Source organism: Kitasatospora sp. NPDC092948 (assembly GCF_044754805.1).
In the GTDB taxonomy this organism is placed as follows: domain Bacteria; phylum Actinomycetota; class Actinomycetes; order Streptomycetales; family Streptomycetaceae; genus Kitasatospora.
The window spans coordinates 779,581-804,376 of record NZ_JBIVPU010000001.1; the positions used below are offsets into that span (position 1 = coordinate 779,581).

The window sequence follows — 24,796 nt, forward strand, 5'->3', positions numbered from 1 at the left end:
CCGCCCGCCCCGGGGCACCCGCACGTCGTACGTCCGCACCACGGGCGGACGGCAACCGCAGAGAGGAGATCGAGATGGACGTCCGACATATCCACGTGGACAGTCCGGTGGGAGCGCTGCTGGTCGTCGCCGGTGGCGAGGCGCTGGTCGGACTGTACTTCCAGGGCTACCGGTACACGCCGCCGCCGTCGGCGTGGGGCCGCCGCGCCGAGGTCTCGGCCGATCCCGTGCTGGCGCAGGCCCGCAGCGAACTCGACGAGTACTTCGCCGGGGAGCGGCAGGTGTTCGACGTCGCGGCGGCGACAAGCGGTGACGGATTCCAGGAGCAGGTCTGGGCGCGGCTGCGCAGGATCCCCTACGGCGGACGGATCACGTACGGCGACATCGCTGCCGAACTGGGCGGCAGGGGATTCGCGCAGTCCGTGGGCCAGGCCGTGGGGCGCAACCCGGTGAGCATCGTGATCCCCTGCCACCGGGTGGTGGGCGCGGGCGGCAGGCTCACCGGATTCGGCGGCGGGCTCGAACGCAAGCAGCTCCTGCTGGACCTGGAGGAGCCGGCCGAGGCGCGGGCCGGGCGCCTGTTCTAGGCGTCCTCCGGCCTGTGCTGCCCCGTGAAGACGGCCCCCAGGAGGGCGGGCGGACGGTCGTCCGCCCGCCCTTCTACCTGTGCGGGCGGCGGCCGGACCGGTCGGGGCCCGTGGGCCGGGGACACCGGCCACGTTGAACTCCCGGTCGGCGCCGGCCCGGAGTCCGAGCGGGGCCAGCATGCTCGGCCCGGAGCCCGAGCGGGGCCTGCATGCCCGGCCCGGAGCGTTCGGAGACGATGTCGGCCGGGTCCCGCTCGCCCGCCAGCGAGACGTATGCCACCGGCAGCGCGTCAGCCAGGGGTGGCCGGTGTGGTGCGGCGGCGGGTCCCGGCGCCGTCGTGCGTGGCGGCGGTGACTTCGCGTAGCAGCCCGTCGGGGGCCGCCCGGGTGGGCGGCGCGACCAGGACGGCTCCCCCGGGCGATTGCGCGGATCTACTCGGTGGGGTGGTCGAAAGCCATTGTGCCGCCAGGGAGTTCACCGGTCGGAGCGTCGGCCGAGGCCCGGTTCGGCGGGACGTCCGGGGTGTCGGCACCTCCGACGGCAGGCCGGTGGACCAGGGGGAGTGGGCTGGCGTCGAGGCCCGGGGCCGGGGCGGGGTTCATGGAGTGGCGAGGGTGTTGAGGGCGTCCTTGGCGCAGGTGATGGCGGCTGTTTCGGCGGCGTCCAGGGGGGTGCTCTCGGGGGTGGGGCCGGTGGTGGTGATCGCGGAGTACTCGACGGTGACGAGTGCGTTGTTCCGGACGATCGAGAGTTTGACCCGGCCGTAGCCGCTGTAGGAGGTGTAGAGCAGCGTCGCCTTGTCGCCGAGGTCGGGAACGCTTCGGTCGTCGGCGATCGTCGCGCCGGTGGTGGTTGCCGTGGTGCGGTCGTCGGTCAGGGTCTCCTGGTGGATGCTCTCCGCGAACGGGGACAGGATGATCTCGACGTCCGCGTCGGCGTAGCCGGAGTCCTTGCTGGTCCAGACGCCTCGGGAGGTGGCGTCGCCGGCGTGGTTCGGTGCGGTGCAGGTCGCTCCGTGGAGGTAGTGCTCGACCGTCTCCGGGCGCAGCAGGGCACAGCCGTCGACCAGTGCGGTGTAGGGGGTGGTGGTCGGGGTGGCCGGTGCGGTGGGGGGTGCCGGGGTGGTGAGGTTGGCCGTCAGGGTGAGGGCGAGGGCGGCGGCGCCGGCTCCGGCGGTGAGGCCGCCGAGCAGCCAGGTCCACCGGCGGGTGGGGCCGGCGGGGCGCAGGTCGGTCGGGTCGGGGAGGGTGGCGGGGGTGGGCTGTTCCGGGAGGATGCGGGTGGGCGGGGCGGTCGGCGGTTTCCGGTCGGGGGGAGGGGTGTCCTCGATGTCGGCCATCTCGTGGTGAACCTTTCGGGCGTGGGTCAACTGCTGGGCAGGCGGTAGGCGGTGAGTGTGGTTCCGTAGCCGACCAGGAGGGCCGAGTCCTGGAGCAGCACCTGCGGATCGCCCGGCTGCCGGGCGAAGGTCTGCTGCCATCGGAGGTCGCCGTCGACGGCGCTCAGCGCCTGCAGGGTGATCCCGCCGGCGGCGGTCGGTGCGGTGAGGAGGACCAGCTTCCCGGCGGAGCCCCGGACGGTGGCGGCGCCGTGGGGCGACGGCCAGGTCCAGGCGGTGCGCCCGGTGCGCAGGTCGGTGCCGGACGTGCCCTGCGGTCCGCCCAGGGCGAGCACCCCTTCGGCGTCGGCGCTACCGGTGGCGGGGCCCCGGTGCCCGCCGCTCCAGAGCCGGGTGCCCTGAGCGGGGTCGAACGCCGCCGTGTTGATCGGTTCGTCCGGGGGCGTCGAGGCTGCTTCGGGTATGCAGGTGAGGACGCCCCGGTGGAGGGAGAGCGAGGCCAGGTAGCCGGCCAGGGAGACGGTCTGGGCGGCCGGCGACAGGCCGGTGGGGCGGCTCCACACGGTGGCGCCGTCCTGGCCGTCCACCGCGGCGAGGGCCAGGTCCATGGTCAGGGCGTACAGGCGGCCGCCGGTCGGCGGCGCGTACAGGTCCCGGGCGGTGAGCGACCAGCGTTGCCGCCCGGTCGTGCGGTCGAGCGCCGCGAAGCGGTACCCGCCGCTCACGGCCAGGTCCGAGCCGAGCGCCACGACCAGCAGGCCCGCCGGGGCCGTCCCCTGGAGGCGGTAGGAGGTGCCGAGCGCGGCGCCGGTCCACAGCAGGTCCCCGGTGGTCGCGTCGTAGGCGTGCGGAGCGCCGTCCCCGGCGGTGACCAGCAGCAGGTCGGGTATCGGCAGGGCGACGGACTGCACGCCGGGAACCGTGTCGGGCGAACGCCAGAGCGTCGCACCGGTGCGGGCGTCGCGGGCCTGCACCACCCCGGCCGCGTCCACGGTCCACACCCGGCTGCCGTCGGCGACCGGGAGGATGCCGGTCTCCGCGGTGCTGTTCCACAGCACATGCCCGTCGGTACGGTCGTGGGCGACCGTGCCGGTGCGGTCCGCGCACATCACCGCCGCCGGTCCGCATCCGAGGGGAGCCATGCCGGCCCGGGGGAGCGGGACCGACCAGGCCGTCGGGGGCGGGCCGGCCCGACCGGGCCACAGTGCCCGGGTGGTGCCCGCGGTGGCGGCCGTGGCGAGCAGGGCGCCGCCGAGCAGGAGCAGGCGGCGGCGGGTGCCGTTCGGGTCCTTCAGCACCCGGGCCAGGTCACGCTCGCGTCGGCGCACCGACCGTTCGGCCTCGCCCATCCAGTCGGTGCCGACCGCCGGACCGTACCGGAAGGCGGCGGCGAGTTCGGCCGGGTCGGGCCGCCGGGTCGGGTCCCGGTCCAGGCAGCGCACCAGCAGCCCCACCAGTTGCGGTGGCACTCCGTCGAGGTCCGGGGGCTCCTCGGCGGAGCGGTAGATCAGGACGGCGGCCGGGCCCTCGCCGAACGGTGGGCGGCCGGTGGCGGCGAAGGCCAGGACGGCGCCGAGCGAGAACAGGTCGCCGGCGGGGGTGAGGTCCTCGCCCGCCGCGTGTTCGGGGGACATGAAACCGGGGGTGCCGACGAGCTCGCCGCTCGCGGTGGGCGCCGCGTCGACCGTCGGCTTGCTGATGCCGAAGTCGATGACCCGCGGACCGTCCCGGGTGAGCAGGATGTTCGACGGCTGCAGGTCGCGGTGGATGATCCGGGCGCGGTGGATCGCGTTCAGCGCCTCCACCAGCCCCGCCCCCAGCACCTGCAGCGCCGGCCCGGTGAGCGGGCCGTGCCGTGCCACGGCCTCGTGCAGCGACGGTCCGGTGACGAACTCTGTTGCCAGCCAAGGGACTTCCGCCTCGGTGTCGGCATCCACCACCGCCACGGTGTAGGCCCCGTTGACCGCCCTGGCCGCCGCCACCTCCTGGGCGAACCGGCGGCGGAACCCGGCATCGGCCGCGTGCCGACGCCGGACGGTCTTCACCGCGACGGGGCGTCCGCTGTCGGTCGTGGCCAGGTAGACGTCGCCCATGCCGCCCGCACCGAGCCGTCGCAGCACGCGGTACGGGCCGATGTTCCGCGTGCTCATGCACCGCTTGCCCGGTAGGCGCGCAGCGTGGTGGCAGACCCGCAGTAGAGCGTTCCGCCCTTGGCGGCGGTGGTCCAACTGCCCTCGTCGGAGGGGGCTTTGGCCACCCAGCGGATCGCACCGTCGGCGGCGTCCAGGACGGCTGCCCCGGACGACCCGTCCAGCAGGGGCACCCCGAAGAAGCCGTCCCCGGCGGACGGCGCCATGAAGTCCACGCCCGCGTTCGGCCCGGCCTGCGTCCCCACGGTGGTGTGCCACAGGCCCTTGCCGGTCGTGACGTCCAGGCAGTACGCGGTGCCCTCGATCCCGGAGAGCAGCAGCCGGCCGGCCCCGAGCGCGACGCCGAGGACCATCTGCGGGACGGCGGGAGCCGACCAGCGGTGCTGCCCGGTCGCCGGGTCCAGCGCGACGATCGCGAGGCTGCCGAGGAGCAGCAGGAGTTCGCCGGCGCGCAACATCCGGGTGGGGCTCAACGGGCCCCCCGGGGTGATGCCGGTGACCTGCCAGTGGGGCGCGCCGGTGCGCAGGTCCAGCGCGTGGATGACGTTGCTGTCCTCGTAGTAGCAGCGGCCGTCGGCGACCAGGCCCATCGAACTGCCGGAACCGGCCGTCATCTGCTCCGTCGCGCGGATCTCGGCGACCGCGTCGTTCTGGGTGATCACCTGCTGCCACAGCACCGCACCGCTGCTCAGCTCGGCCCCGGTCACCACTCCGCCGCCATTGAGGGAGGTCTGCCGGGCGAGCACCACCGTACGGCTGTCCGCGCCGAAGGTCTGCAGGGTCAGCGCGGCGTTGGCGCGCTGGTCGGCGGGCACGGTGAGCGGTCCCTGCCCGCTCTCGCCGCCGGAGTTCAGCCACACCAGGTCCGTGAAGCCCGGGGACGTCCCGTACAGCAGGTCGTTCTGCACCTGGAAGAACTGTGCGTCCTGCCGGGACCAGACCTGACGCCCGGTCGCCCCGTCGAAGCCGATCGCGCCCTGCCCCCGGCCCCACCACACCGGGGTCGCACCGAGCACGGACAGCTGGTGATCGGCCGTCACACCGCCGATCGGGACGCTCCACAGCGGCGCGGGCGCGGCGGGCGGCGTGCCGGCGGTCGCCGCTTCGGCGCCCCACGCGTCCACCGCCTTGCCCACCGTCGCCCCGCCCCCGGCCGGCCGGGCGCGACGGGTGAGCAGCAGCGGCACGCCGACGGCGGCGGCCACGCCCGCGCCGAGCCCGGCGCCGAGTCCCAGCAGGCCGCGGCGGCTGAGCGACTGCCAGGTCCGCACCGGCAGTGCGGGCGGATCGGCCGGCGGCGCGCCCAGATCGGCCTCGGCCTGCCGCTCCCGGGCGTCGAGGTCGGCGAGCAGCCACGGGCTCAGCAGCGCCGCCGGATCGGTCGGCGCCAGTGCGCGCAGCACGGCCGCCGTGCTGGGCCGCCGGAGCGGGTCCTTGGCCAGGCAGGAGGCGACCAGGGGGAGCAGCGGCGCGGGCACTCCGGAGAGGTCCGGCTCCTCGTACACGACCCGGCGGTTGACGTGCGCGGGCTCGCCGTCGCCGAACGGGGTGCGGCCGGTGAGGGCGAACACCAGCAGACAGCCGAGCGAGAACACGTCGGCTGCGGCGGTGGTGGCGGAGTCGGCGACGATGCGCTCCGGGGCGACGTAGCCGGGGGTGCCGCACACCATGCCGGTCCGGGTCAGGTGCGCGGCGTCGAAGGCGCGGCTGATCCCGAAGTCGATGACGCGCGGACCGTCCCGCGCGATGAGCACATTGCCCGGCTTGAGGTCGCGGTGCACCACCCCCGCCGCGTGGATCGCGGCCAACGCCTCGGCGAGGGCCGCCCCCAGGGCCCGCGCGCCGGCCTCGCCGAGGGTTCCGAACCGCAGCACCACCTCGCCGAGATCCGGCGCGGGCAGGTAGGACGTGGCCAGCCAGGGCCGACGGCCGCGCGGCTGCGCGTCCACCACGGGCGGCGTGTGAAAACCCGTCACCCGCCGTGCGGCCTCGACCTCCTGCCGGAACCGCCGCTGGAACTGCGGGTCCTCGGCGTACTCGGCCCTGACCACCTTCACCGCGAGCAGCCTCAGCCCGGGCGAGCGGGCCAGGTACACCTCCCCCATGCCGCCCGCGCCCAACAGCCGCAGCAACTGGTGCGGGCCCACGAACACCGCCTGCTGTGCCCGTGCGCCCTCGACGTTCCGGTCGGCAGCCACCAAGCCTCCCCCGCGAGTGATGCCGTCATCACAGACAGACACAGTGACACGTCCCGCTCGTCCGGCGGTGGCCTTTCGCGCAATGCGCCCGGCGCGGGTTCGCTGCCCTCAACTTCCGGGAAGGCCCTGACACTTGGCCGCCCATCCGTGAAGATGCCGGTATGGCGGACAGTGCAGAGCTCTTCGGTCTGATCGGGGTCGTGGGCGGAGCCGTGCTGGGTGCGGGGGCCACCATGTTCTCGTCGGCCCTGCAGACCAGAACGGCGGAACGCATCCGCCGGCGCTCGCGTGCCGAGGACGAACTGCGCCGGCTCATCGCCCTGCGCAAGAGCACCCGCGAGGCGCTGAAGTACCTGTCGGACGCGATGGAAGGCCTGGAGTCCGGCCGACCCTACTCCCGGGACGAGTTCATGGCCGGCTGGCAACCGGCACGCAACGCCGTCACGGACGCGGCGGACCTGACCGCGATCGACGGACTCGGCCTCGCGCAGTCCCCCGGCAGCGAGGAAGCCATGCGCCAACTCCGGCGCGCACACCGACGCAGGTGGCCCCGCCGCCGGGAGAGCCCGTCCCAGGACCGACCGGGCATCGTCGTCGCACTGGACGCGGCCGGCTTCGCCCTGGGCGAAGCGCTGCGCACCCAGGACCTCGGCACCGCCCTGGACGAGGAGGACATGCGGCGGCTGCGTGAGCTGGTGACGCGGGTGGAAGAGGGCCGCACCGCGCTGATGACCACCCTGCTGGACCGGATGGAAGGCCTGAAGGACTGACTGCGCGTTCGTCGCGGTCGGCATGGCGGTCGCCCCGGTGGTCCGTCGTCCCGTGCCCGAGGTCGCTCGATCGGGTGGGGTGGCGGCGCGTTCCCGTGCGGACCGATGCCAGGTGGGGCAGGGTTCGGGCGGGAAACGATCATCGTTGGAGGGAGTCGGCGCGGTGGAGGAGACGGAGACGGTGGAGCAGGCACCGGACGTGGACGGGCCGTTCCTGCTCGCGTTCGAGGACGCGTTCAACGTGCCGAACCGGGGCGTCGCGGTGACCGGCACGATCGAGCGCGGCACGGTCACGCCGGGGAGCGAGATCGACATCGTCGGGCTCGGCGAGACCCGGACGGTGACCTGCGTCGAGATCCGGCAGCGCAACCAGGTGCTGGAGCAGGCGCAGGCGGGCGCGGCGGTGGCCCTGCTGCTGACCGGAGTGACCGTTGACCAGCTGACGCGTGGTCAGGTGCTGGCCAGGCCGGGCAGCATCAAGGCGCACACCCGGTTCGAGGCCGACGTCGAGCTGCTGGCCACGGAGGCCGGTGGCCCGAAGGAGCCGGTCACCGGCGGCAGTTGGCCGCGCTTCCACATCCGCACCGCCGAATTCGGCGGGTCCGTCGAGCTGCCGTCCGGCGCCGACGCGCTCAAGCCCGGTGACACCGCGCGGGTGACGGTGACGCTGGAGAGCGCCGTCGCCCTTGAGGACGGCACGCAGTTCTGGCTCCGGCGGGCCGGCCGCACGGTGGGGGTCGGCACGGTCGTCGGGATCGTCGAGTAGTACGCCCGTACGTCCGTTCACGTTCTCGTAGACAAGGAGCCCCTGACGCATGCTCACCCGACGGGCCACCGCGGCCCTGCTCGTCGCGATCTTCACGGCGGGCCTGGTCGCCGCCCCGGCCCAGGCCGAGAACCGGGCCCAGGCCCGGCCCGCCGCCGCCCGCGACGTTCCCCAACTGCCCGAGGGCGCGGAGCTGCCGGAAGGGCAGTGGCTCAACTGCCACCCCCACAGCTTCCGTGACTGGTGCCCGATCCTGGGGCCGGAGTGGCACGCACTGTTCTGGCAGTACTGCGACAGCATCTTCGGCAAGCAGGAGTACTGCGTCAAGACCCCGGCCCCTGCCGCCGCCCCGACCGATTCCGCCCTGCCGGCCGAGAGTTGACCGTTCGCCTCGGCCCGTGATGCCCTTCGCCCGTGGGGCCGGCTGCTCGTGGCCGCCGGCGCAGGGCCCGGGCGGGGCGGGCGGCAGCGGGCGGGTGGCATTGGTCCGAACGGCGGAGACACCGGGGTGTGCGAGCCGCCCTGGGCCCGGGGTCGGGCGGGCCGCACCAGAATCGGGGAGCACCGCGCCCCGGGGGACGGCGGGCGGCGGGTCCACGAGCCAAGGAGAGTCCTCGGGTGACAGGCGATCAGCGGGACGAGGAGCCCCCCGGCGGTGCGGCGGACCGGCCCGAGGGCGGGTCACCTCCGCGAGGGCGAGCGAGGAGGCCGCGCGCGCGGCGATCCGGCCTGAGCGCCGCCGTCCGGCAGGTCCGGGAGCGGGTCGCGGCAGCGCAGGAAGTCCCGCCACCTGGGCCGTTCCGGCCCGGCTTCTGGCGCAGCCCGATCCGCGGGCCGTGGCTGACGTCGGTGCTCGGGCTGGTCCTGCTGGTCGGGATCACGGTGCTCTTCGTGACCGGCCTGCTCTCGTACGCCGCCTACAACCCGGGGCTGGGCGCGGTCAACGACCAGACGCCGGACAAGGGCATCCTCGGGTTCTACCTGTTCACCTGGCCCACGCACCCGTACTGGCTCTACCGCCTCACCCAGGGCGTCCACGTCACCCTCGGCGTGGTGCTGGTACCGGTGGTGCTCGCCAAACTGTGGTCGGTCGTCCCCAAGCTCTTCGAATGGCCGCCCGCCCGCAGCCCGGCGCACGCGCTGGAGCGGCTGACGCTGCTGCTGCTGGTCGGCGGAGTGGTGTTCGAGTTCGCCACCGGGATCCTGAACATCCAACTGCACTACGTCTTCCCCGGGTCCTTCTACACGCTGCACTTCTACGGCGCGTGGGTGTTCATCGCCGCGTTCGTCGTGCACGTCGCCCTGCGCCTGGGCCGGATGTGGCGGGCCCTGCGCTCGCGCCGCCCCGGGGAGGTGCTGCGGACCGACACCGCCCGCACCGAGCCGGAGCAGCCGGACAGCGAGGGCCTGGTCGCGCTCTCGCCCCGCCCCGCGACCACGAGCCGGCGCGGGGCGCTGGCGCTGACCGGCGCCGGCTCGCTCGCGCTGCTGGCGGTGACGGCCGGTCAGAGCATCGGCGGCGGCTGGCGCCGCACCGCGCTGCTCGCCCCGCACAACCGCGATCCGGGCAGCGGCCCGAACGGGTTCCAGGTCAACAAGACCGCCGCTTCCGTCGGCGTGACCGCCGCCGACATCGGCCCGGACTGGCGGCTGACCCTGCAGGGGCCGGCCGGCACCCGGGTGCTCAGCCGCGGGCAACTGCTGCAACTGCCGCAGTACACGGCGGCGCTGCCGATCGCCTGCGTGGAGGGCTGGTCCACCGACGACCAGCACTGGTCGGGGCTGCGTCTGGCCCACCTCGCCGACCTGGCCGGCCTGCCGCACGCCGGCAGCGTGCTGGTGGAGTCGGTGCAGCGCGGCGGCCCGTTCAGCACCGTGCTGCTGGCGGGGAACCAGATCCGCAACCCGCTCTCCCTGCTGGCGCTGCACGTGAACGGCGCCGACCTGTCCGCCGACCACGGCTACCCGGCCCGGATCATCGTCCCGGCGAACCCGGGTGTGAACAACACCAAGTGGGTCGGCAGCCTCACCTTCCGGACGTGACCGCGATGAACCGAATCCCGTTCCGCCGCCGGTACGGCGCCCACCCGATCCACCTGCTCCTGATCGCCGCCGCCCTGGCACTGGCCGGCTACGCCGCCGTGCGGCTGCTCACCGGCCGCACCCTGGAGGTCGCCCTCTGGGTCGTCGGCGGCGCGCTGATCCACGACCTGGTCCTGGTGCCGCTCTACTCCGGGGCCGACCTCACCGCGCAGGCCGCCGTGAACGCCCGCGCCGAGCGGACCGGGCCGGGGGCGTCGGCCGGGCCGGGGCGGGGCGCCGTCAACTACCTTCGGGTTCCGACCTACCTGGCGCTGCTGCTGCTCCTGGTCTGGTTCCCGCTGATCCTGCGCCTGTCCCAGCCCTACACCGCCGCCACCGGCCTCTCCCAGGACGTCTACCTGGGCCGGTGGCTGCTGATCACCGCGGGCCTGTTCGCCGCCTCGGCCGCACTGCTCGCCGGACGGCTCTGGGTGCTGCGCCGCCGCTCGCACCGCCGGAAGCCGCACCGGCCCGCGAAGAAGGCCTAGGACATGGCGGAACACCGGCCGGCACCACAGGCGGACCTCGGCGCCGTCGGCGGCCCGGGCCGGTACGCGCGCCCTGCCCCGCCGGGCGCCGATCCGTTCGCGCCGCGGCCGGGGCAGCCGGGTGGGAACCGGTGGACCGTCCTGCCCTGCGCCCTCGCCCTGCTCGGCCTGCTGGCCGCGCTGGGCGGCACCCTCACCGGCGGCCCGCGACTCGCCCACGGCCTTCCGCTGTACGACTGGTACGCCCTGGACACCGCGCTGTTCGTTCTCGCGGTCCTCCTGCTGCGCCGCGTCCCGGCCGGGCTCACCGTCCCGCTGGTCCTGGCGGGCAGCGTCGCCGTCGCCGCGGTGGGCCTGCTGACCCCGCCGCGCACCAGTGACGACGCCTACCGCTACGTCTGGGACGGGCGGGTCCAGGCGGCCGGCCTCTCGCCGTACCGCTACGCGCCCGAGGACCCGGCGCTGGTCGGGCTGCGCGGGCCGGACCTCTTTCCGACCGGGACGGCCTGCACGGGGTGGGACGAGCACCGGACGGCGGACGGGGCCTGCACCCGGATCAACCGCCCCGCCGTGCACACCATCTACCCGCCCGTCGCCGAGGCGTGGTTCCTCGCCGTGCACCCCTTCGGCGGGGGCGTGCGCGGCGTGCAGGCCGCGGGGGCGCTGCTGGCGGTGGCCACCACCGGGGCGCTGCTGCTGGTGCCGCGTCGGAGACGGTGGCGGGCGGCGCTGTGGGGATGGTTCCCGGGGATCGCCGTGTGGTCGGTGAACGACGCCCATGTCGACACCCTCGGTGCGCTGCTGATGGTCGCGGGCCTCGGCTGCGCGGTCCGGGGGCGGGCCGGGCCGGGCGGTGCGCTGCTGGGCGCGGCCGTCTCCACCAAGCTGCTGCCGGTCCTGGCGCTGCCCGGTGCGCTGTCCGGCACGCTCCGCGGGTTCCCGGGGCGGTGCCGGACCGGGCGCGGAGTGCGGCGGGCGGCCGTGCTCTCGGGGGCGGCGGTCGGCGTCTTCGCGCTCGCCTACCTGCCGTACGTCCTGCTCTCCGGCGCCGGGGTGGTGGGCTACCTGCCCGGCTACCTGCGGGAGGAAGGGTACGACCAGGCCCACGTCGAGCGGTTCGGGCTGCTGCGGATGCTGCTGCCCGACCGGCTCGCGCCCTGGGGCGCGGTCCTGGTGCTGGGCGTCGTCGTGCTGCGGGTGCTCCGCCGCGGCGACCGGGACCGGCCCTGGGGCGGGGCGCTGCTGGTCACCGGCACGGCGCTGTTGACGGTCGCGCCGAGCTACCCGTGGTACGGGCTGCTGGTGGTGGCGCTGGTCGCGCTCGACGGGCGCTGGGAGTGGCTCGCCGTACCGGCGGCGGGCCAGGTGCTGTACCTGCTGGGTGGCGACGAGGTCCAACGGGCCGCCTACGGGGCGGCCCTGGGCGTCGTCCTGGCGGGCTCGCTGGTGCGCCGGTGCGCCGCCCGTCCGGTCGCCGGGCAGCGGGAGGAGCACGAGGAACTGTCGGCGGTGCCGACCTGAGGGGACGGCCCTCGGTCCGCCCCGGATGTCACCGCATGCGGAACGCCTTGCGCAGGGCCAGGAAGGAGCGGCCGTGCGAGGTCCACCGCTCCAGCTCGGCGAGCCCGGTCGCGCGGGCCCGACGGGCAGCGGCGTCCGCGCCCAGTCGCGCCCACTCGAACGGCGGCCCGAGCCTCCCGTCGGGCCCTTCGACCCGCACCGTGCAGCGCTCGTCGGCGTCCCGCGGCTCCACCTCGACCAGCAGCACTCCGCCCGGGGCGAGCAGTTCGGCCCCGCGCCGCAGCAGGGCCGCCGGGTCGCCGCCGATGCCCAGGTTCCCGTCCGCCAGCAGCGCCCCGCCCCAGCGGCCCTCCGCGGGCAGCCGGTCGAACACCGAGCGGGAGAGGGCCGGCCCGCCGAGCCGGCGGGTGCGGGCGACGGCGGCGGCGGTGATGTCGACGCCCAGCGTGGGCACGCCGAGTTCGAGCAGCGCGGTCACCAGCCGCCCCGGGCCGCAGCCCAGGTCCAGCACCGGCGTGGCCAGTCGGGTGCAGCGCTGGAGCAGGCCGAGGTCCGCCCCGGCGGCAGGCGCGCACCAGCGTTCGATGTCCAGCCGGATCCGCCCGCCGTCGCCCCGGAGCAGCCAGAGCGGGCCGCGCCCGGTGCGAACCGCCTCGGCGAACGGATCGTCGACCCAGGCGGCCGCCCGCGTCACCCCGTGACCTCCGGCGTCCCCGCGATCGTGCGCAGCCGGGTGGCGAACCGGCTGTGCGGTGCGGTGGCCGCGACCTCGTGGGCGGCGTGGACGGTGTCCACGTCGGTGAGTTCCGGCAGCCGGGCGACCGTCAGACCGTGGGCGTCCAGTCGGCCGAGCAGCGCGGCGCCGGTGCCGGGAGTCGACATCGGCACGCCCACCAGCAGGCGGGCGGCCAGGCGCTCCGTCGGCCGGGCCAGGCCGAGGGCCCAGAACCCGCCGTCGGCGGCCGGCCCGTACCAGGCGTCCACTCCGGCCCGGCGGACCGCGGAGAGCGGCTCGGCCAGCATCGGTGCGGTCAGCTGCGGGGTGTCCATCCCCACCAGCAGGGCCGGGGCGTCCGGCGCCAGACGTGCGGCGTGCGCGAAGGCCGCCGCGAGCCGTTCGTCCAGCCCGCCGCCGGCCTGCGGCACCACCTGCCAGCCGGGCGGCAGCCACCTCCCCGGCTCGCCGTCCAGCACCAGCAGCCGGCGCCCGGCGGGGACGGCGGACAGCGTCCGAAGCGTGTCGGTCAGCGCGGCCTCGGCCAGTGCGGCGGCCTGCTCGGGTGTGCACGGCGGGGTCAGCCGGGTCTTCACCCGGCCCGGCACCGGCGCTTTGGCGATCACCAGCAGGGTCGGCGGCGGGGCGGCGAGCACCGCGCGCATGTCGCGCACGGCCTGGCGGGTGCCGCGCACGGTTCCGGTCACCTTGGAGCGACCGGAGCGCGGCAGGTAGTCGACCGGCGTCTCGGCGATCCGCATCCCCGCCGCCGCGGCGGCGAGCACCATCTCCAGCGGGTAGCCCGAGCGCCGGTCGCCCAGCCCCAGGGCGAGCAGTCGTTCGCGGGGTGCGGCCCGCATCGGCCCGAGGTCGTGCAGCGGTGCCCCGGTCCGGGCCCGCAGCCGGCGGGCCAGCACGGCGTTCGCCAGGCGGGCGTGCACCGGCCAGGCCCCCGCCGAGACGGGACGGCGTCGCCCGAGCACGAGGTCCGCCCGGTCCTCGGCCACCGGCCCGGTCACCCGGGGGAGTTGGGCGGGGTCGAGCGAGCCGTCGCAGTCGAGGAAGCAGACCAGGTCGGCGGTTGCCGCCAGCAGCCCCGCGTGGCAGGCGGAGCCGAAACCCCGCCGGGACTCCTCGACCACGGTCGCCCCCAGCGAGCGGGCGAGCTCCGCGGAGCCGTCCCGGGAGCCGTTGTCCACGACGATCGCCCGCCAACCCGCGGGGATCCGTCCGAGTACCCACGGCAGTGCCGACGCCTCGTCCAGGCAGGGCAGCACCACGTCGACGGACGGGGAAGTGAGTGAGGTCACGCCCGCCACGCTAACGGCACGGTGGCCGTCGGAAGCCGCAACGGCTCCTCGCGAGAGTCCGCCGTGTCGCCGTCCGAGCCCGGCCGGTCGCCCGGTCCGGCGGATCTCACGGAACCCGAACGGCGTCCGCGCCCGGTGCGGTCGGCGGGCCCGCTGCTCATATCGTCGTCCGGGTGACGCACGAACCAGCCGCTCCGACGATGCGATCAGGCGCCTGCGACGGCGCCTGCGACGGCGACCGCGACGGCGACGGCGACGGCGACCGGGACCCGACCGGACGACGGCCGGCGGCCGGACGGCGTCACCTGCCGCTGACGGGGCCTCCCCTCGGCGGTGCTGCCGCCCCGGCGCTACTGCACGCGCGCACCGCGGAGCGCTCCCGGCACGAGCTGGTCGCCTGGATCCTGCAGGACCTGTACGGTCCGCTCGCCGAGATCACCACCGCGGCCCAGGGCATGGCGGGACGCGGCAACGGCAGCGGCACCCCGGAGGCGGAGCTCCAGCTGAACCGGCTGAACAGCGGGATCGAGCGGCTGGGCTGGGTGCTGGCCGATCTCCGTGAGGTGCTGTCCCCGGACGGTGACGCATCGTCAGGTTTGGCCGTGGCCCGGCTGCCCCGTCCGGCCTGACGGATGGGTCGGGCCGCGCGGGCCTCGGACCTGCCGTGGTGCTCCGGCGAACTCCGCCATGCTCGGCGAAGTGCTGTCCCGGACGGTGATGCACCGTCAGGTATGGCCCGGATACCCCGTTCGGTCTGGCGGCGGGTCGGGCCGTGCGGGGCTTGGACCTGCCGTGGCGTTCCGGTGAACTCCGCGTAGTGCTGTCCCCCGGCAGTGGCGCATCGTCAGGCGTGGCCCGGCTACCCCCGTTCGGTCTGGCTGCGGGGCGGGCCGTGCGGGGCTTGGACCTGCCGTGGCGTTCCGGTGAACTCCGCGAAGTGCTGTCTCCGGACGGTGGCGCATCGTTAGGCGTGGCCCGGCTGCCCCCGTTCGGTCTGGCGGCGGGTCGGGCCGTGTGGGCCTCAGGCCGGCAGCGGTGCCTCGGCGAACTCCGCCATGCCCGCGCGGAAGGAAACTCGGGGCTGCCACCCCAGCTCGGTGCGCAGCCGTGACGAGTCGGCGGTGATGTGTCGGACGTCGCCGAGCCGGTATTCGCCGGTCACGACCGGAGGGGGGCCGTCGTGGGCCGCCGCGAGCTCGGTGGCCATTTCGCCGACGGTGTGGACGGTGCCGCTGCCCACGTTGTACGCCCGCGAGGTGCCGGGCGGCCGATCGGCGAGTGCGTGCAGCGCGGCCAGGTTCGCCGCCGCCACATCGTCGACGTGGACGAAGTCCCGGCGCTGCCGGCCGTCCTCGAAGACCCTGGGCGCCTCGCCCCGGGCCAGTGCCGAGCGGAACAGCGAGGCCACGCCGGCGTACGGGGTGTCGCGGGGCATCCCCGGGCCGTAGACGTTGTGGTACCGGAGCGTCAGAACCGCCGCCCGGTCCGTGCGGGCCCAGACGGCGGCCAGCTGCTCCTGGGCGAGCTTGGTCACGGCGTAGACGTTGCGGGGGTCGGCGGGCGCCCGCTCGTCCACCAGCCCGGGCCGTAGCGCGGCGCCGCAGCGCGGGCAGGGCGGCTCGAACCGTCCCGCGTCCAGGTCGGCCGGCCGGCGCGGGCCGGGGGCGACCTCGCCGTGCTCGGCGCACCGGTAGCGGCCCTCCCCGTACACCACCATGGAGCCGGCCAGCACCAGCCCCCGGACGCCGGTGCGGTGCATCGCCGCGAGCAGCACGGACGTCCCCAGCTCGTTGCAGCCCACGTACGCGGGCGCGTCGTTCAGGTCCAGCCCCAGGCCCACCATCGCGGCCTGGTGGCAGACCGCGTCCACCCCCTTGAGCGCCCGCTCCACCGCATCGGCGTCCCGCACGTCGCCCCGCTGGAAGGCGACGCCCTCCGGCAGTCGCTCCGGCGCCCCCGAGGGATGGACCACCGGCAGCAGGGCGTCCAGCACCCGCACCCCGTGCCCCGCCGCGACCAGGGCCCGGACAACCGCCGAGCCGATGAAACCGGCACCGCCGGTGACCAGGATCTCCATGCCGCGACGCTATCCCCGCGAGAGCGCGGAAGTCCTCGCACGACCACGCGACGTCGGCGTGTCGGGTGTCGGACGGCAGCGGGCGCGACCCGGGACGTCCGGTGCGGTGACGGTTCGTCAGCCGGTGGCGGGCGGGCCGCCGTTGCCGGGTTGGGGAGGCCAATGTTCGGTCGGCGGAGGCGAGTTGTGTCCCGTTCGGGGGTGCGGCGTCCGGTGTTCTGGCAGGCTGGGGCACGGCATGTCCGAACCGGTCCGGTCAGGAGTGTGGTCCATGGCGGCGAGTGAGCAGGAACCCGCCCAGTACGACGCCCTCGGCGAGCGGTACGCCGGCTTCAAGCGCACGCGCGGCAACGCGCCCGAGGAGCCTGCGGTGCGCGCCCTGCTCGGGGATCTCTCGGGGGCCCGGGTTCTCGACGTGGCCTGCGGGTTCGGCCGCTACACCCGGCTGGCCATGGAGGCCGGCGCCGCGCGGGCCGAGGGGGTGGACGTCTCGGCGGAGATGGTGGCGCTGGCCCGGCAGGAGGAGGAGCGCAGTCCGACCGGGGCCGTGTACCACCGGCACGACGCGACGGCGCTGCCGGTGCTGGGGGTCTTCGACGTGGCGGTGGCCGTCTGGTTGTTCAACTACGCCGAGGACCCCGGGCGGATGGCCGACATGTTCCGGGGCATCCGCGCCAACCTCGCCCCCGGCGGCCGCCTGGTCGCGGTGACGGTCCACCCCGGCTACGACCCGGCCGACCCGGACCGGCAACCCGCCGGTGCGCGCGTCACGGCGGGCCGGCCCGGCGCGCGGGGCACCGCGCTCGTCGTGGAGTTCCCGGTCGAGCCGCCGGTCGTGCTGGCGTGCACCCGCTGGGACGCGGACGTCTACGAGCAGTCCGCCCGGCAGGCGGGATTCACCGACCTGACCTGGCACCCCGTCCGGAACCCGGCCCCGGAGGCGCCGGGACGGGAGGACCCGTTCACCGCCGCCCTCGTCTGCGCCTGACCGGAGAGGTCCGCCGGCCGCTCCAGGCGCTCGTCCGGCCCGGCACGCCTGATGACGTTGCGTCAGCCGGCGAGGGCGGGTCGGTCGGTGGGGCGGGGGTGGGCGAGTTCGCGGGCGTAGGTGCGGAGGAGGGGTTCGTACCGGTAGTGGCCGGGCTCCCGGGCGGTGAGCAGGCCGGCGTCGGCGAGGCGTTCGAGGAGGCGTTCGGCGCGGGCCGGGGATTCGCCGAGGAGCCGGGCGGCGGTGGCCGGGCCGACGGTGTCGGTCGGGGCGAGGGCGAGCAGGTGGAAGGCGCGGACGGTGGGCGGGTCGAGGGCCTCGCAGCCGGTGGTGAAGGCGGACCGGACGTCGAGGCTGCCCAGGGAGAGCTCGTCGAGGGCGCGGCCCTCGTCGGCGAGGCGTTCCACCAGGTGCCGGACGGTCCAGGAGGGGCGGGCGGCCAGTCGGGCTCCGCAGATCCGCAGGGCGAGGGGCAGTCCTCCGCAGGCGGCCGCGAGCTCGGTGAGGGCCCGTGGTTCGGCGGCCGCCCTGGCCGGGCCGAGCAGCCGGGCGAGGAACGTCCGGGAGTCGTCCACGGGCAGCGGCCCGAGGTGCACGGGGTGGGCGCCGCCGAGGTCGGGCAGCCGGGTGCGGGCGGTGATCAGTGCGGCGTTGCCGGGGCCGGCGGGCAGCAGCGGCCAGACCTGGGCGCCGTTCCGGGCGTCGTCGAGGACGATCAGGGTCCGCCGGCCGGCCAGCAGCGAGCGGAAGAGCGCGGTCCGGTCCTCGGTGTCGGGCGGGACGGCGTCGGCCGGGACGCCGAGGGCGAGCAGGAAGCTGCCGAGCACGGCGTGCGGCGGGGTGGGCTGCGGCCGGCTGCCGCGCAGGTCGGCGTAGAGGGCGCCGTCGGGGTGCGCGGCGCGGGCGGCGTGCGCGGCGTGCCGGACGAGGGCGGTCTTGCCGGCGCCGGGCTGGCCGCTGACGACGGCGATCAGCGGGGCCCGGCGGCCGGCGCCGACCTCGGCCAGCCGGGCGGCGAGGTCGCCGGCCTCGACGGTCCGGCCGGTGAAGTCGGGCAGGTCGGGCGGCAGTTGGAAGGGGGTGACGGGCACGGCGCGAGTCCGGGCGGGCCGGACGGGGGCGGCCAGGGCCGGGTCGGTGCGCAGGACGGCGCCGTGCACGGCGCGCAGCTCGTTGCCCGGGTCGACGCCGAGCTCGTCCGCGAGGACCCGGCGGGCCTGCCCGTACACGGCGAGCGCCTCCGCCCGGCGGCCGCAGCGGTACAGGGCTGTCATCAACTGGGCCCAGAGCTGCTCCCGTTCCGGGTGGGCGGAGGTCAACGACCGGAGTTCGTCCAGGAGTTCGGCGTGTCGTCCGAGCGCCAGCAGGGCCTCGGTGCGGCCTTCGAGGACATCCAGGCGGGCCTCGGCGAGCCAGCCGGCCTCGCTGCGGCGCAGCGTCTCGGAGGGGATGTCGACCAGGGTCGGTCCGCGCCAGAGTGCGAGGGCCTGCTCGTAGTGGGCGGTGGCCCGTTCGGGCTCGTCGTGGCGCAGCAGGGCGTGGCCGAGGTCGCGCAGCCGGGTGAACCGGTCGGCGTCGAACTCCTCGGCGTGGGCGGCGAGGAGGTAGCCGCCCGCTTCCGTGGCGAGCCGCTCACCGGCCTCGCCGAGCGCTTTGCGCAGCCGCATCACGTAGTTGCGCAGGGTGGTGGCGGCGGTGCGCGGCGGCCGTCCGTCCCAGACGGTGTCGGCGAGCACCTCGGTCGGCACCACCTGCCCCCGTCGGACGAGCAGCGTCGCGAGCAGCGCCCGCTGCTTGGCCGCCGGTACCGGCCGGTCTCCCGCGCCGTCCCGGACGAGCAGCGGTCCGAGAATTCCGAACTCCATGCCCCATCACCCTTCGCACCTCGGCTGCTTCGCCGGCCGGGGCGGACGCGTCCCCCCGGTCGGATCCGCCCGGCAGGACTCCGTTCTAGGCCTGGGCGGGTTTGACCGGGGGACCGCGCGGTGACGGTCAATCAATTCCGTTCAACGGGAGGCTCAGCCGCAGTGGCTCCAGCCGCTGGACCAGGTGGTGCCGAGGTAGCTGCCGCCCCAGTCGACGCAGGTGGCGCTGGCGGGGAGGATCACCGGGCCGGCGTAGTAGGTGTAACTGCCCGGATTGTCGGCGGTGGCGCCGCCCTGGACCTTGAGGGTCGCGTTCATCGAGACCGGACCGGACGGCTGGGTGGCCATGGTGACCACGCAGTTGCGGCCGCTGGACGCCTCGTACAGCAGGTAGGCGGTGGCGCCGCCGAGGGAGTGCGAGTCGATCACGCCGAAGCTGCCGCCGCAGACCTGGGCGGGGGTGTACGGGTTGGCCGTGGAGGTCGTGACCGGGGTGATGTAGCCGTCGATGCGGTAGCCGTCGGCGGGGTCCACGGTGCTGGGCACGCTGCCCGTGGCGCGCTGGGCGGCCGGAATGGTGAGCGACACGACGGACGAGCTCTTCGCGAAGTCGGCCTCGCTGGTCGCGTTCGGGTTGCCGTTCCAGTCGCCGTTGGCGGTGACCACCGATCCGTCCGCGTTCAGCGCGGTGACGATGCCGACGTGGTGGATGACCAGGCCCGTGCCGCTGCCGGTGCCGTAGATCACCGCGTCGCCGGGCTGCGGGACGTACGAGGCGGCGGTGTGCAGGGTGCCGTTGTTCTGGCCGTAGGTGCGGAAGCTGACCGCGGAGGCGTCCAGGCCGGCGACGGAGAGGCCGGCGTTGCGCCATGCCCAGATCGCGAAGTCGGCGCACCAGTACTCGGGGACGCCGGCCCAGCCCACGCAGCTGTGCTCGAACTGGGAGCCGCCCAGGGTGTTGTAGGTCGGCGTGTTGGCGCAGGTGCCGGCGGAGCGGCCGACGTTGGCGGCGGCCAGCTGGGCGGCGTCGGAGGCCGTGGCGGTCGTGGTGGTCGCGGCGGCGGGGGCGGCGGCCGGGGCTGCGGAGGCGGTCGCGGCGGGTACCAGGGCGGTGAGGCCGAGAGCGAGGGCGGCAGCGGCGGCGAGAGTGGCCGTGCGGCGCAGGAAGCGGGTGGTTATCACCGTTCTCCTCGGTGGCGGAAGGCGGTTGCGGAGACGGCGGCAACCGCGGGCCGTCGCCCGCCGTTGCCGCCGTCTCCGCATCCTCCGGGCAGGCCGTAGCGTCCGCGTCGCGCCGGGCCGCCGCCCGGTCCCGATCAGCCCCTTTCGGCCGTCGACGTCCCGCGAACGGGGCCGGGCCGGTGGATCAGCCGTGCTTGGTGTCCGGGTAGCGGCAGGCGGCCTTCCGGGCGCGGGTGAGCTCGTCCTCGCCGAGCTCGGCGACCGGGAGGGCGCCCTTCGCCGCAGCGGAGACCAAGCGTCGGTCGGTGACGGTGCTGGCCCCGTCGCCGCCGAAACAGGCGACGGCCACCACCCGCACCGCGGCCTGCGGGTCGGCGCCGTCCGCGGGCGGCGCGGGCTGCCAGGGCACGAGGAATCCGGCGGAGGCGTCCGCGGACATGCCGAGCTGCTGCCACTGGAGCGTGCTGCTGCCTGCCCTGGGCAGGTACGCGGCATAGCCGACGATGCCCAAGTGGTCGCCGGTGGCGCGGAGTTCGTAGTGTCCGGGCTCGTCGGCACGCGGTGCGACGGCGAGCGCGATCGAGCTGGGCGCGGGCACCGCGTCGGGACAGTCGGTGGGTTGCAGGGCGGCGGGCGGGTTGCCGTGGATCACCGCGGAGGAGACGTAGCCGCCGGTCGCGACCCTGAACCAGCGCACGTCGGGGGAGCCGGAGGTGGCGTCGATCACCACGTCGCCCAGGCAGAAGCCGGTGATCGGCAGCTGGCAGCCCGCGGGCACCTGGAAGAGGACGTCGGCGCTGAGGCTGGCTCCGGCACGCAGCCGGGTGGTGCCGTTGTAGGTGGTGCCGGAGAACGCGGCGGCGGGGGCGGTGGGGCTCGGGCAGCCGACCGGTCCGCCGGTGCTCGACGCCGCCGCGTGGGTGCCGGACGCGGGCAGGGCCGGGGCGTTCTGGGCGACGGTCAGGTTGCGGCCGAGACCGGCCTGCTGCGCCGCGACCAGGGCCAGGACGGCGGTGAGGACGAGGAGGACGGCCTTGCCGACGGCCGTCCGGCGGGGCGGCCGCCGACCGCTGTGCACGGTGTCGACCGGCGGGTGCGGGTGCGGGTGCGGGTGCGGACGTACGGGTGGCAGAGCGGCGACCGGATCCGCGGTCGGGGCCGCGGGTGCGGCGGTGGCCGGTCCGGGGTCGTCGGCGGCAGGTGGGGCGGCGGCCGGATCCGCGGTCGGGGCCGCAGGCGTGGCGGTGGCCGGTCCGGGGCCGTCGGCGGCGGGTGCGGCGGTGGTCGGTTCGGGGTCGGCCGCGGGCGTGGCGGCGGCGCGGCGGTCGAGTTCGTTCCAACGCCGGGTCCACTCCTCGACGTTGCCGCCGCAGGCCCCGACGAAGGCCTGGGTCACCTCCAGGCTGGGCAGCCGGACGCCGCCGGCCGCGTCGCTGAGCGTGGTGGCGGCGAATCCGGCCCGCTCGGCGAGCACCCGGTAGGTGGGGTTGCCGGCCTGCTCCCGGAGCAGTCGCAAGTCGTGGGCGAGGGCTTGGACCGGCCCGTCGGCGGGATTGACTGGACGCGGTCTGCGGGCCATGAAGTCTCCTCGCCTGGCGGATCGGCAGCTGTAACGCGAACTTCCGAGTGCGGCGGGGAGTTTCTGCACCGTGTGCACGGGCCGGGGAGATCCGGGCAGGCGGAGGAGCCTCCCCGCGGGGTGGCATGTGCATGGTCATCATAGACCGCACTGATGAGACGTCAGTTTGAATTATGGCGATACGGCGGAGATACAAACGCAGATGATGCACCGTCAGGCGGCGATACCGTCCGCCGCCGGGCGTCAGGGGGACGCAGAGACCCCCTCCCGAGGCCGGGTCGGCTCTCCGAAGGGGGTCGGTGCGGCGGCTCGCGTCAGCTGAAGATACGGATGGCGTAGCTGTGGCTGCCGTACACGTTGGTGACGTGGACGCTGCTGGTGCCGCGCGGCGGGGCGGCCTCGATGATCTGGCCGTTGCCGATGTACAGCGCGACGTGGTCGGTGTTGCCCGGGCTGCCCCAGAAGATCAGGTCGCCGGCCTTGATCGAGCTGTACGGGACCTGGGTGGCCTGGACGGACTGCACATTGGTGTTGGCGCCGATGTCACGGCCCGCGGCGGCCCAGAACAGGTACTCGGTGAAGCCGGAGCAGTCGAAGCCGTACCGGTTGTAGTCGTCGTACCCGCCGGGCGAGAGCGAGGCGATGCCGCAGCTCGGGCCGCCCTTGCCGCCGCCGCCCCAGGCGTAGCTGAGGTTCTTGGTGGTCTGCTGCTGCGCGAGCGCGATGATCCGGTCGATCTTCTCCGCGCTGGTGCCGGCGGTGGTGCCGGCCGGGCCGCCGATCCGGCCGTGCCCCGCGGTGTCGCAGACCCCGTTGCCGGTGGTCGGGCCGGTTCCGCCGCCCGACGAGCCGCCGGTGGGCTGGTCGTTGTCGCAGCGCGGCATGTTCGACACGAAGCCGTCGGTGCCGGTCTTGACGTAGTAGTCGGCCACCCACAGGTTGTCGGTGGTCCTGTCCCAGATGTAGCTGCCGTAGGCGTACTCGCCGTAGGCCTGGCAGGTGATGGTGACGGTCGAGTCGGCCGGATAGATCTTGACCGCCGGGGCGGACACGGTCTTGGTCGCGCGGCCGTTCAGCTCGGTCTTGGCGGGGTAGCCGGTGCCGGAGCCCGAGGTGTTGTCGGTGCAGCGCGGCAGGCCCGGGTCGAAGCCGTCGAAGCCGGTCTTGACGTAGTAGTCGGCGACCCACAGGTTGTCGGTGGTCTTGTCCCAGATGTTGCTGCCGTAGGCGTTCTCGCCGATGGCCTGGCAGGTGATCCGGACGGTGCTGCCGGCCGGGTAGACCTTGACCGCCGGGGCGGCCAGCTGGGTGGTGGCGCGCCCGTTGAGGTCGGTCTTGGCCAGGTAGCCGGCCGAGCTCGGCGGGGCGGTCGAGGAGCACTGCGGCAGGTTCGGGTCGAAGCCGCTGTAGCCGGTCTTCACGTAGACGTCGGTGACCCAGAGACCGTCCGCGGTCTTGTCCCAGATGGTGCTGCCGTACGCCGAGCCGCCGGTGGCCTGGCAGACGACCGGCACCGACTCGCCGTTGCGGTAGGCGTTCACCTGGAGAACGGCGGCGGACAGGCTCGGGCTCTGCCGACCGTCGAGGTCGGCGGTGGCCGGGAAGGACGTCGGGTCGAGCGAGGTGTCGCCGCAGCGCGGCACGCCCGACGCGAAGCCGTCCGAGCCGGTCTGCACGTAGAAGTCCGGGACCCAGACGCCGTCGGTGGTCCTGTCCCAGATCGACGAGCCGTACGCCACCTCCCCGCGCGCCTGGCAGGCGACAGGCACGCCGGCGCCCTTGAGGTACATGTTCACCTTGACGGTGTTGGCGTTCAGCGACGGCCCGTCACGGCCGTTGAGGTCCTCCTTGGCGGTGAAGGTCGTGGCCGCGGCGGCCGGGGCGGCGGCCAGCGCGGGCAGCCCGACCACACTGGCGGCCACGGCGAGCAGAGGTGTCAGAGCGCGGACGAGTTTGAAGCGGGTGCGTATCTGCATGCCCATGGTCCTCCGTGAACTGGGGCGTGACGCGACGGCCGGAAGTCGGCTCCGCGGGCGGCCCGGCAGGGCCGGGCGAGGGGAACCCTGCCCCCGGCGAGTAGCGGGCCGGTCGCCTCGCGGTAGCGCCGAGGACGTGACTTCCGAGGCGTCAGACACCTCTGTACACAGGAGAATTGGTGGTGCGGTGCGATTTCTTGCGGGCTACCGGGGGGCTACACCGGACGGCCCGGGCACAGTCGGGCCAGGCGTTCCGCGGCCAGCGCCAGCGCGCGGTCGAGCGCCGCGGCGGCGTCGCACGGCACGTCGGGCCGGACGCCGACGCCCTCCCAGTTGGTGCCCGAGACCGGGTTGACGGCGCGGGCGACGGGCACGGCGAGCTCCAGCTGCGGGTGCACCGTCCAGCCCTCGCGCGGGTGCGCGCCGCCCCGGGTGGTCTCCCCGACGACCTCGGCGCGCCCGAGCTGCTGAAGGTCGTAGGCGAGTTCCTCGCCCGCGGAGAAGGTGTCCCCGCCGGTCAGCACGTACAGCGGCTTGCTGCCGCCGAACCGGGCGCCGGGCACGAACGGCGGCGACCAGGACTGCGCGGCCACCTCGCCCTGCCGGGAGAGCATGGTGTTGAGGTGGGTGCGGCGGTCGAGCAGGTAGCCGCAGACGAAGGCGACCGTGTCCGGGTCGCCGCCGGTGTTGCGCCGCAGGTCCAGGACGAGCGCGCGGGCCGGGGCGACCAGCGAGAGCGCTGCCGCCAGCGACTGCGCGGACCAGTCCAGCGGGAACATGTGCGGCGCGATCTCCAGGACCGCGACGCCGTGGTCGAGGAGCTCCACCCGCGGGACGCCGCCCAACGAGGCGTCGAACGTCCGCCGCATCGCGGCGAGGGCCGCCGCGCCCTGCTCCGGCGGCGCGGGTATCTCGTGGTACTTGAGCGACAGGTGCAGGTCGCCGTTGGCCGACCGCAGGTCCGCCGTGACCGCGGCGGCCAACTCCTCGGCGGATGCGGTGCGGTAGCGGCCCTCGGCGTTCCGGCGGCGGAGCAGCGCGGCCAGTTCCCGGGCGATGTCGGGGAAGACGTAGTGCTCGCCGACCAGGTCGACGACGGACTCGACGACGGCGGCGGCGTCCAGCGCGGGAAGCGAGGTGGTGGAGGTCATGGCAGGGAGTAGACCAGCGGCTTGTCAAAGCGTCAAACATGCTTAACGCTT

20 protein-coding genes and 1 pseudogene are annotated in these 24,796 nt (G+C 75.1%); 9 read left to right on the plus strand and 12 right to left on the minus strand.

Going from position 1 to position 24,796, the window contains the following annotated elements; genetic code table 11:
• The first annotated feature begins 74 nt into the window (after positions 1–74).
• The gene (locus tag ACIQF6_RS03070) at positions 75–587 is read left to right on the plus strand and encodes a methylated-DNA--[protein]-cysteine S-methyltransferase (protein ID WP_400889459.1); all 513 of its coding nucleotides are present in this window, start codon (positions 75–77) and stop codon (positions 585–587) included.
• Between the two features lie 599 nt (positions 588–1,186).
• On the opposite strand, the gene ACIQF6_RS03075 is transcribed toward ACIQF6_RS03070, so the two are convergent.
• Genes ACIQF6_RS03075 through ACIQF6_RS03085 form a run of 3 tightly spaced genes read right to left on the minus strand, consistent with a single transcriptional unit; the run spans position 1,187 to position 6,275 of the window.
• Positions 1,187–1,927, minus strand: coding sequence for a hypothetical protein (locus tag ACIQF6_RS03075; protein ID WP_400889461.1), 741 nt, complete (start codon positions 1,925–1,927; stop codon positions 1,187–1,189).
• Positions 1,928–1,953: 26 nt separating this feature from the next.
• A complete protein-coding gene (locus ACIQF6_RS03080) occupies positions 1,954–4,077 on the minus strand; it encodes a PQQ-binding-like beta-propeller repeat protein (RefSeq protein ID WP_400889463.1) in 2,124 nt (707 codons plus the stop codon).
• Entirely contained in the window at positions 4,074–6,275 is a 2,202-nt protein-coding gene (locus ACIQF6_RS03085; RefSeq protein ID WP_400889466.1) for a protein kinase, read from the minus strand. Before ACIQF6_RS03085 ends, ACIQF6_RS03080 begins: the two co-directional genes overlap by 4 nt.
• 161 nt (positions 6,276–6,436) lie before the next feature.
• On the opposite strand from ACIQF6_RS03085, the gene ACIQF6_RS03090 reads away from it, so the two are divergent.
• The 6 genes from ACIQF6_RS03090 to ACIQF6_RS03115 all read left to right on the plus strand — a co-directional run bounded on the left by ACIQF6_RS03090 (position 6,437) and on the right by ACIQF6_RS03115 (position 11,902).
• A complete protein-coding gene (locus ACIQF6_RS03090; RefSeq protein ID WP_400889468.1) occupies positions 6,437–7,045 on the plus strand; it encodes a hypothetical protein in 609 nt (202 codons plus the stop codon).
• Positions 7,046–7,208: 163 nt separating this feature from the next.
• The gene (locus ACIQF6_RS03095; protein WP_400889470.1) at positions 7,209–7,811 is read left to right on the plus strand and encodes an EF-Tu/IF-2/RF-3 family GTPase; all 603 of its coding nucleotides are present in this window, start codon (positions 7,209–7,211) and stop codon (positions 7,809–7,811) included.
• A 49-nt stretch (positions 7,812–7,860) separates the two neighbouring features.
• On the plus strand, positions 7,861–8,193 hold the full coding sequence (locus tag ACIQF6_RS03100; protein ID WP_400889472.1) for a hypothetical protein: 333 nt from the start codon (positions 7,861–7,863) through the stop codon (positions 8,191–8,193).
• A 458-nt stretch (positions 8,194–8,651) separates the two neighbouring features.
• Positions 8,652–9,854 (plus strand): molybdopterin-dependent oxidoreductase, encoded by a 1,203-nt coding sequence (locus ACIQF6_RS03105; RefSeq protein WP_400890089.1) that lies wholly within the window; start codon positions 8,652–8,654, stop codon positions 9,852–9,854.
• A gap of 5 nt (positions 9,855–9,859) precedes the next feature.
• A complete protein-coding gene (locus ACIQF6_RS03110) occupies positions 9,860–10,381 on the plus strand; it encodes a hypothetical protein (RefSeq protein WP_400890091.1) in 522 nt (173 codons plus the stop codon).
• Between the two features lie 3 nt (positions 10,382–10,384).
• The gene (locus ACIQF6_RS03115) at positions 10,385–11,902 is read left to right on the plus strand and encodes a hypothetical protein (protein ID WP_400889474.1); all 1,518 of its coding nucleotides are present in this window, start codon (positions 10,385–10,387) and stop codon (positions 11,900–11,902) included.
• A gap of 28 nt (positions 11,903–11,930) precedes the next feature.
• On the opposite strand, the gene ACIQF6_RS03120 is transcribed toward ACIQF6_RS03115, so the two are convergent.
• The 3 genes and pseudogenes from ACIQF6_RS03120 to ACIQF6_RS03130 all read right to left on the minus strand — a co-directional run.
• Positions 11,931–12,596, minus strand: a complete 666-nt coding sequence (locus tag ACIQF6_RS03120) for a methyltransferase domain-containing protein (protein ID WP_400889476.1) — start codon at positions 12,594–12,596, stop codon at positions 11,931–11,933.
• A complete protein-coding gene (locus ACIQF6_RS03125; protein WP_400890093.1) occupies positions 12,593–13,243 on the minus strand; it encodes a DUF2064 domain-containing protein in 651 nt (216 codons plus the stop codon). Before ACIQF6_RS03125 ends, ACIQF6_RS03120 begins: the two co-directional genes overlap by 4 nt.
• Positions 13,229–13,936: pseudogene (locus tag ACIQF6_RS03130) on the minus strand (glycosyltransferase family 2 protein); the annotation flags it as partial. The gene ACIQF6_RS03125 and the pseudogene ACIQF6_RS03130, both read right to left, overlap by 15 nt.
• Before the next feature lie 164 nt (positions 13,937–14,100).
• Here ACIQF6_RS03130 and ACIQF6_RS03135 point away from each other — a divergent pair.
• Positions 14,101–14,556: a hypothetical protein gene (locus ACIQF6_RS03135; RefSeq protein ID WP_400889478.1), complete on the plus strand. Its 456-nt coding sequence runs from the start codon at positions 14,101–14,103 to the stop codon at positions 14,554–14,556.
• Positions 14,557–14,948: 392 nt separating this feature from the next.
• Here ACIQF6_RS03135 and ACIQF6_RS03140 read toward each other — a convergent pair whose 3' ends face one another.
• Positions 14,949–16,004 carry an NAD-dependent epimerase/dehydratase family protein gene (locus ACIQF6_RS03140; protein ID WP_400889480.1) on the minus strand — a complete coding sequence of 352 codons (1,056 nt, stop codon included), beginning with the start codon at positions 16,002–16,004 and terminating at the stop codon, positions 14,949–14,951.
• A 271-nt stretch (positions 16,005–16,275) separates the two neighbouring features.
• On the opposite strand from ACIQF6_RS03140, the gene ACIQF6_RS03145 reads away from it, so the two are divergent.
• Complete coding sequence (locus tag ACIQF6_RS03145; RefSeq protein ID WP_400889482.1) at positions 16,276–16,992, plus strand: class I SAM-dependent methyltransferase; 717 nt, start codon at positions 16,276–16,278, stop codon at positions 16,990–16,992.
• A 62-nt stretch (positions 16,993–17,054) separates the two neighbouring features.
• Here the strand turns inward: ACIQF6_RS03145 and ACIQF6_RS03150 are convergent, their stop codons facing one another.
• The 5 genes from ACIQF6_RS03150 to ACIQF6_RS03170 form a co-directional block, all read right to left on the minus strand.
• Positions 17,055–18,857, minus strand: a complete 1,803-nt coding sequence (locus tag ACIQF6_RS03150) for a BTAD domain-containing putative transcriptional regulator (protein ID WP_400889484.1) — start codon at positions 18,855–18,857, stop codon at positions 17,055–17,057.
• 153 nt (positions 18,858–19,010) lie between these two features.
• The gene (locus ACIQF6_RS03155) at positions 19,011–20,039 is read right to left on the minus strand and encodes a CHAP domain-containing protein (RefSeq protein WP_400889486.1); all 1,029 of its coding nucleotides are present in this window, start codon (positions 20,037–20,039) and stop codon (positions 19,011–19,013) included.
• Positions 20,040–20,223: 184 nt separating this feature from the next.
• The gene (locus ACIQF6_RS03160) at positions 20,224–21,618 is read right to left on the minus strand and encodes a hypothetical protein (protein WP_400889488.1); all 1,395 of its coding nucleotides are present in this window, start codon (positions 21,616–21,618) and stop codon (positions 20,224–20,226) included.
• Between the two features lie 314 nt (positions 21,619–21,932).
• Entirely contained in the window at positions 21,933–23,594 is a 1,662-nt protein-coding gene (locus tag ACIQF6_RS03165) for an NlpC/P60 family protein (RefSeq protein WP_400889490.1), read from the minus strand.
• Between the two features lie 215 nt (positions 23,595–23,809).
• Positions 23,810–24,745 carry a S41 family peptidase gene (locus ACIQF6_RS03170; protein WP_400889492.1) on the minus strand — a complete coding sequence of 312 codons (936 nt, stop codon included), beginning with the start codon at positions 24,743–24,745 and terminating at the stop codon, positions 23,810–23,812.
• Positions 24,746–24,796: the final 51 nt, after the last annotated feature.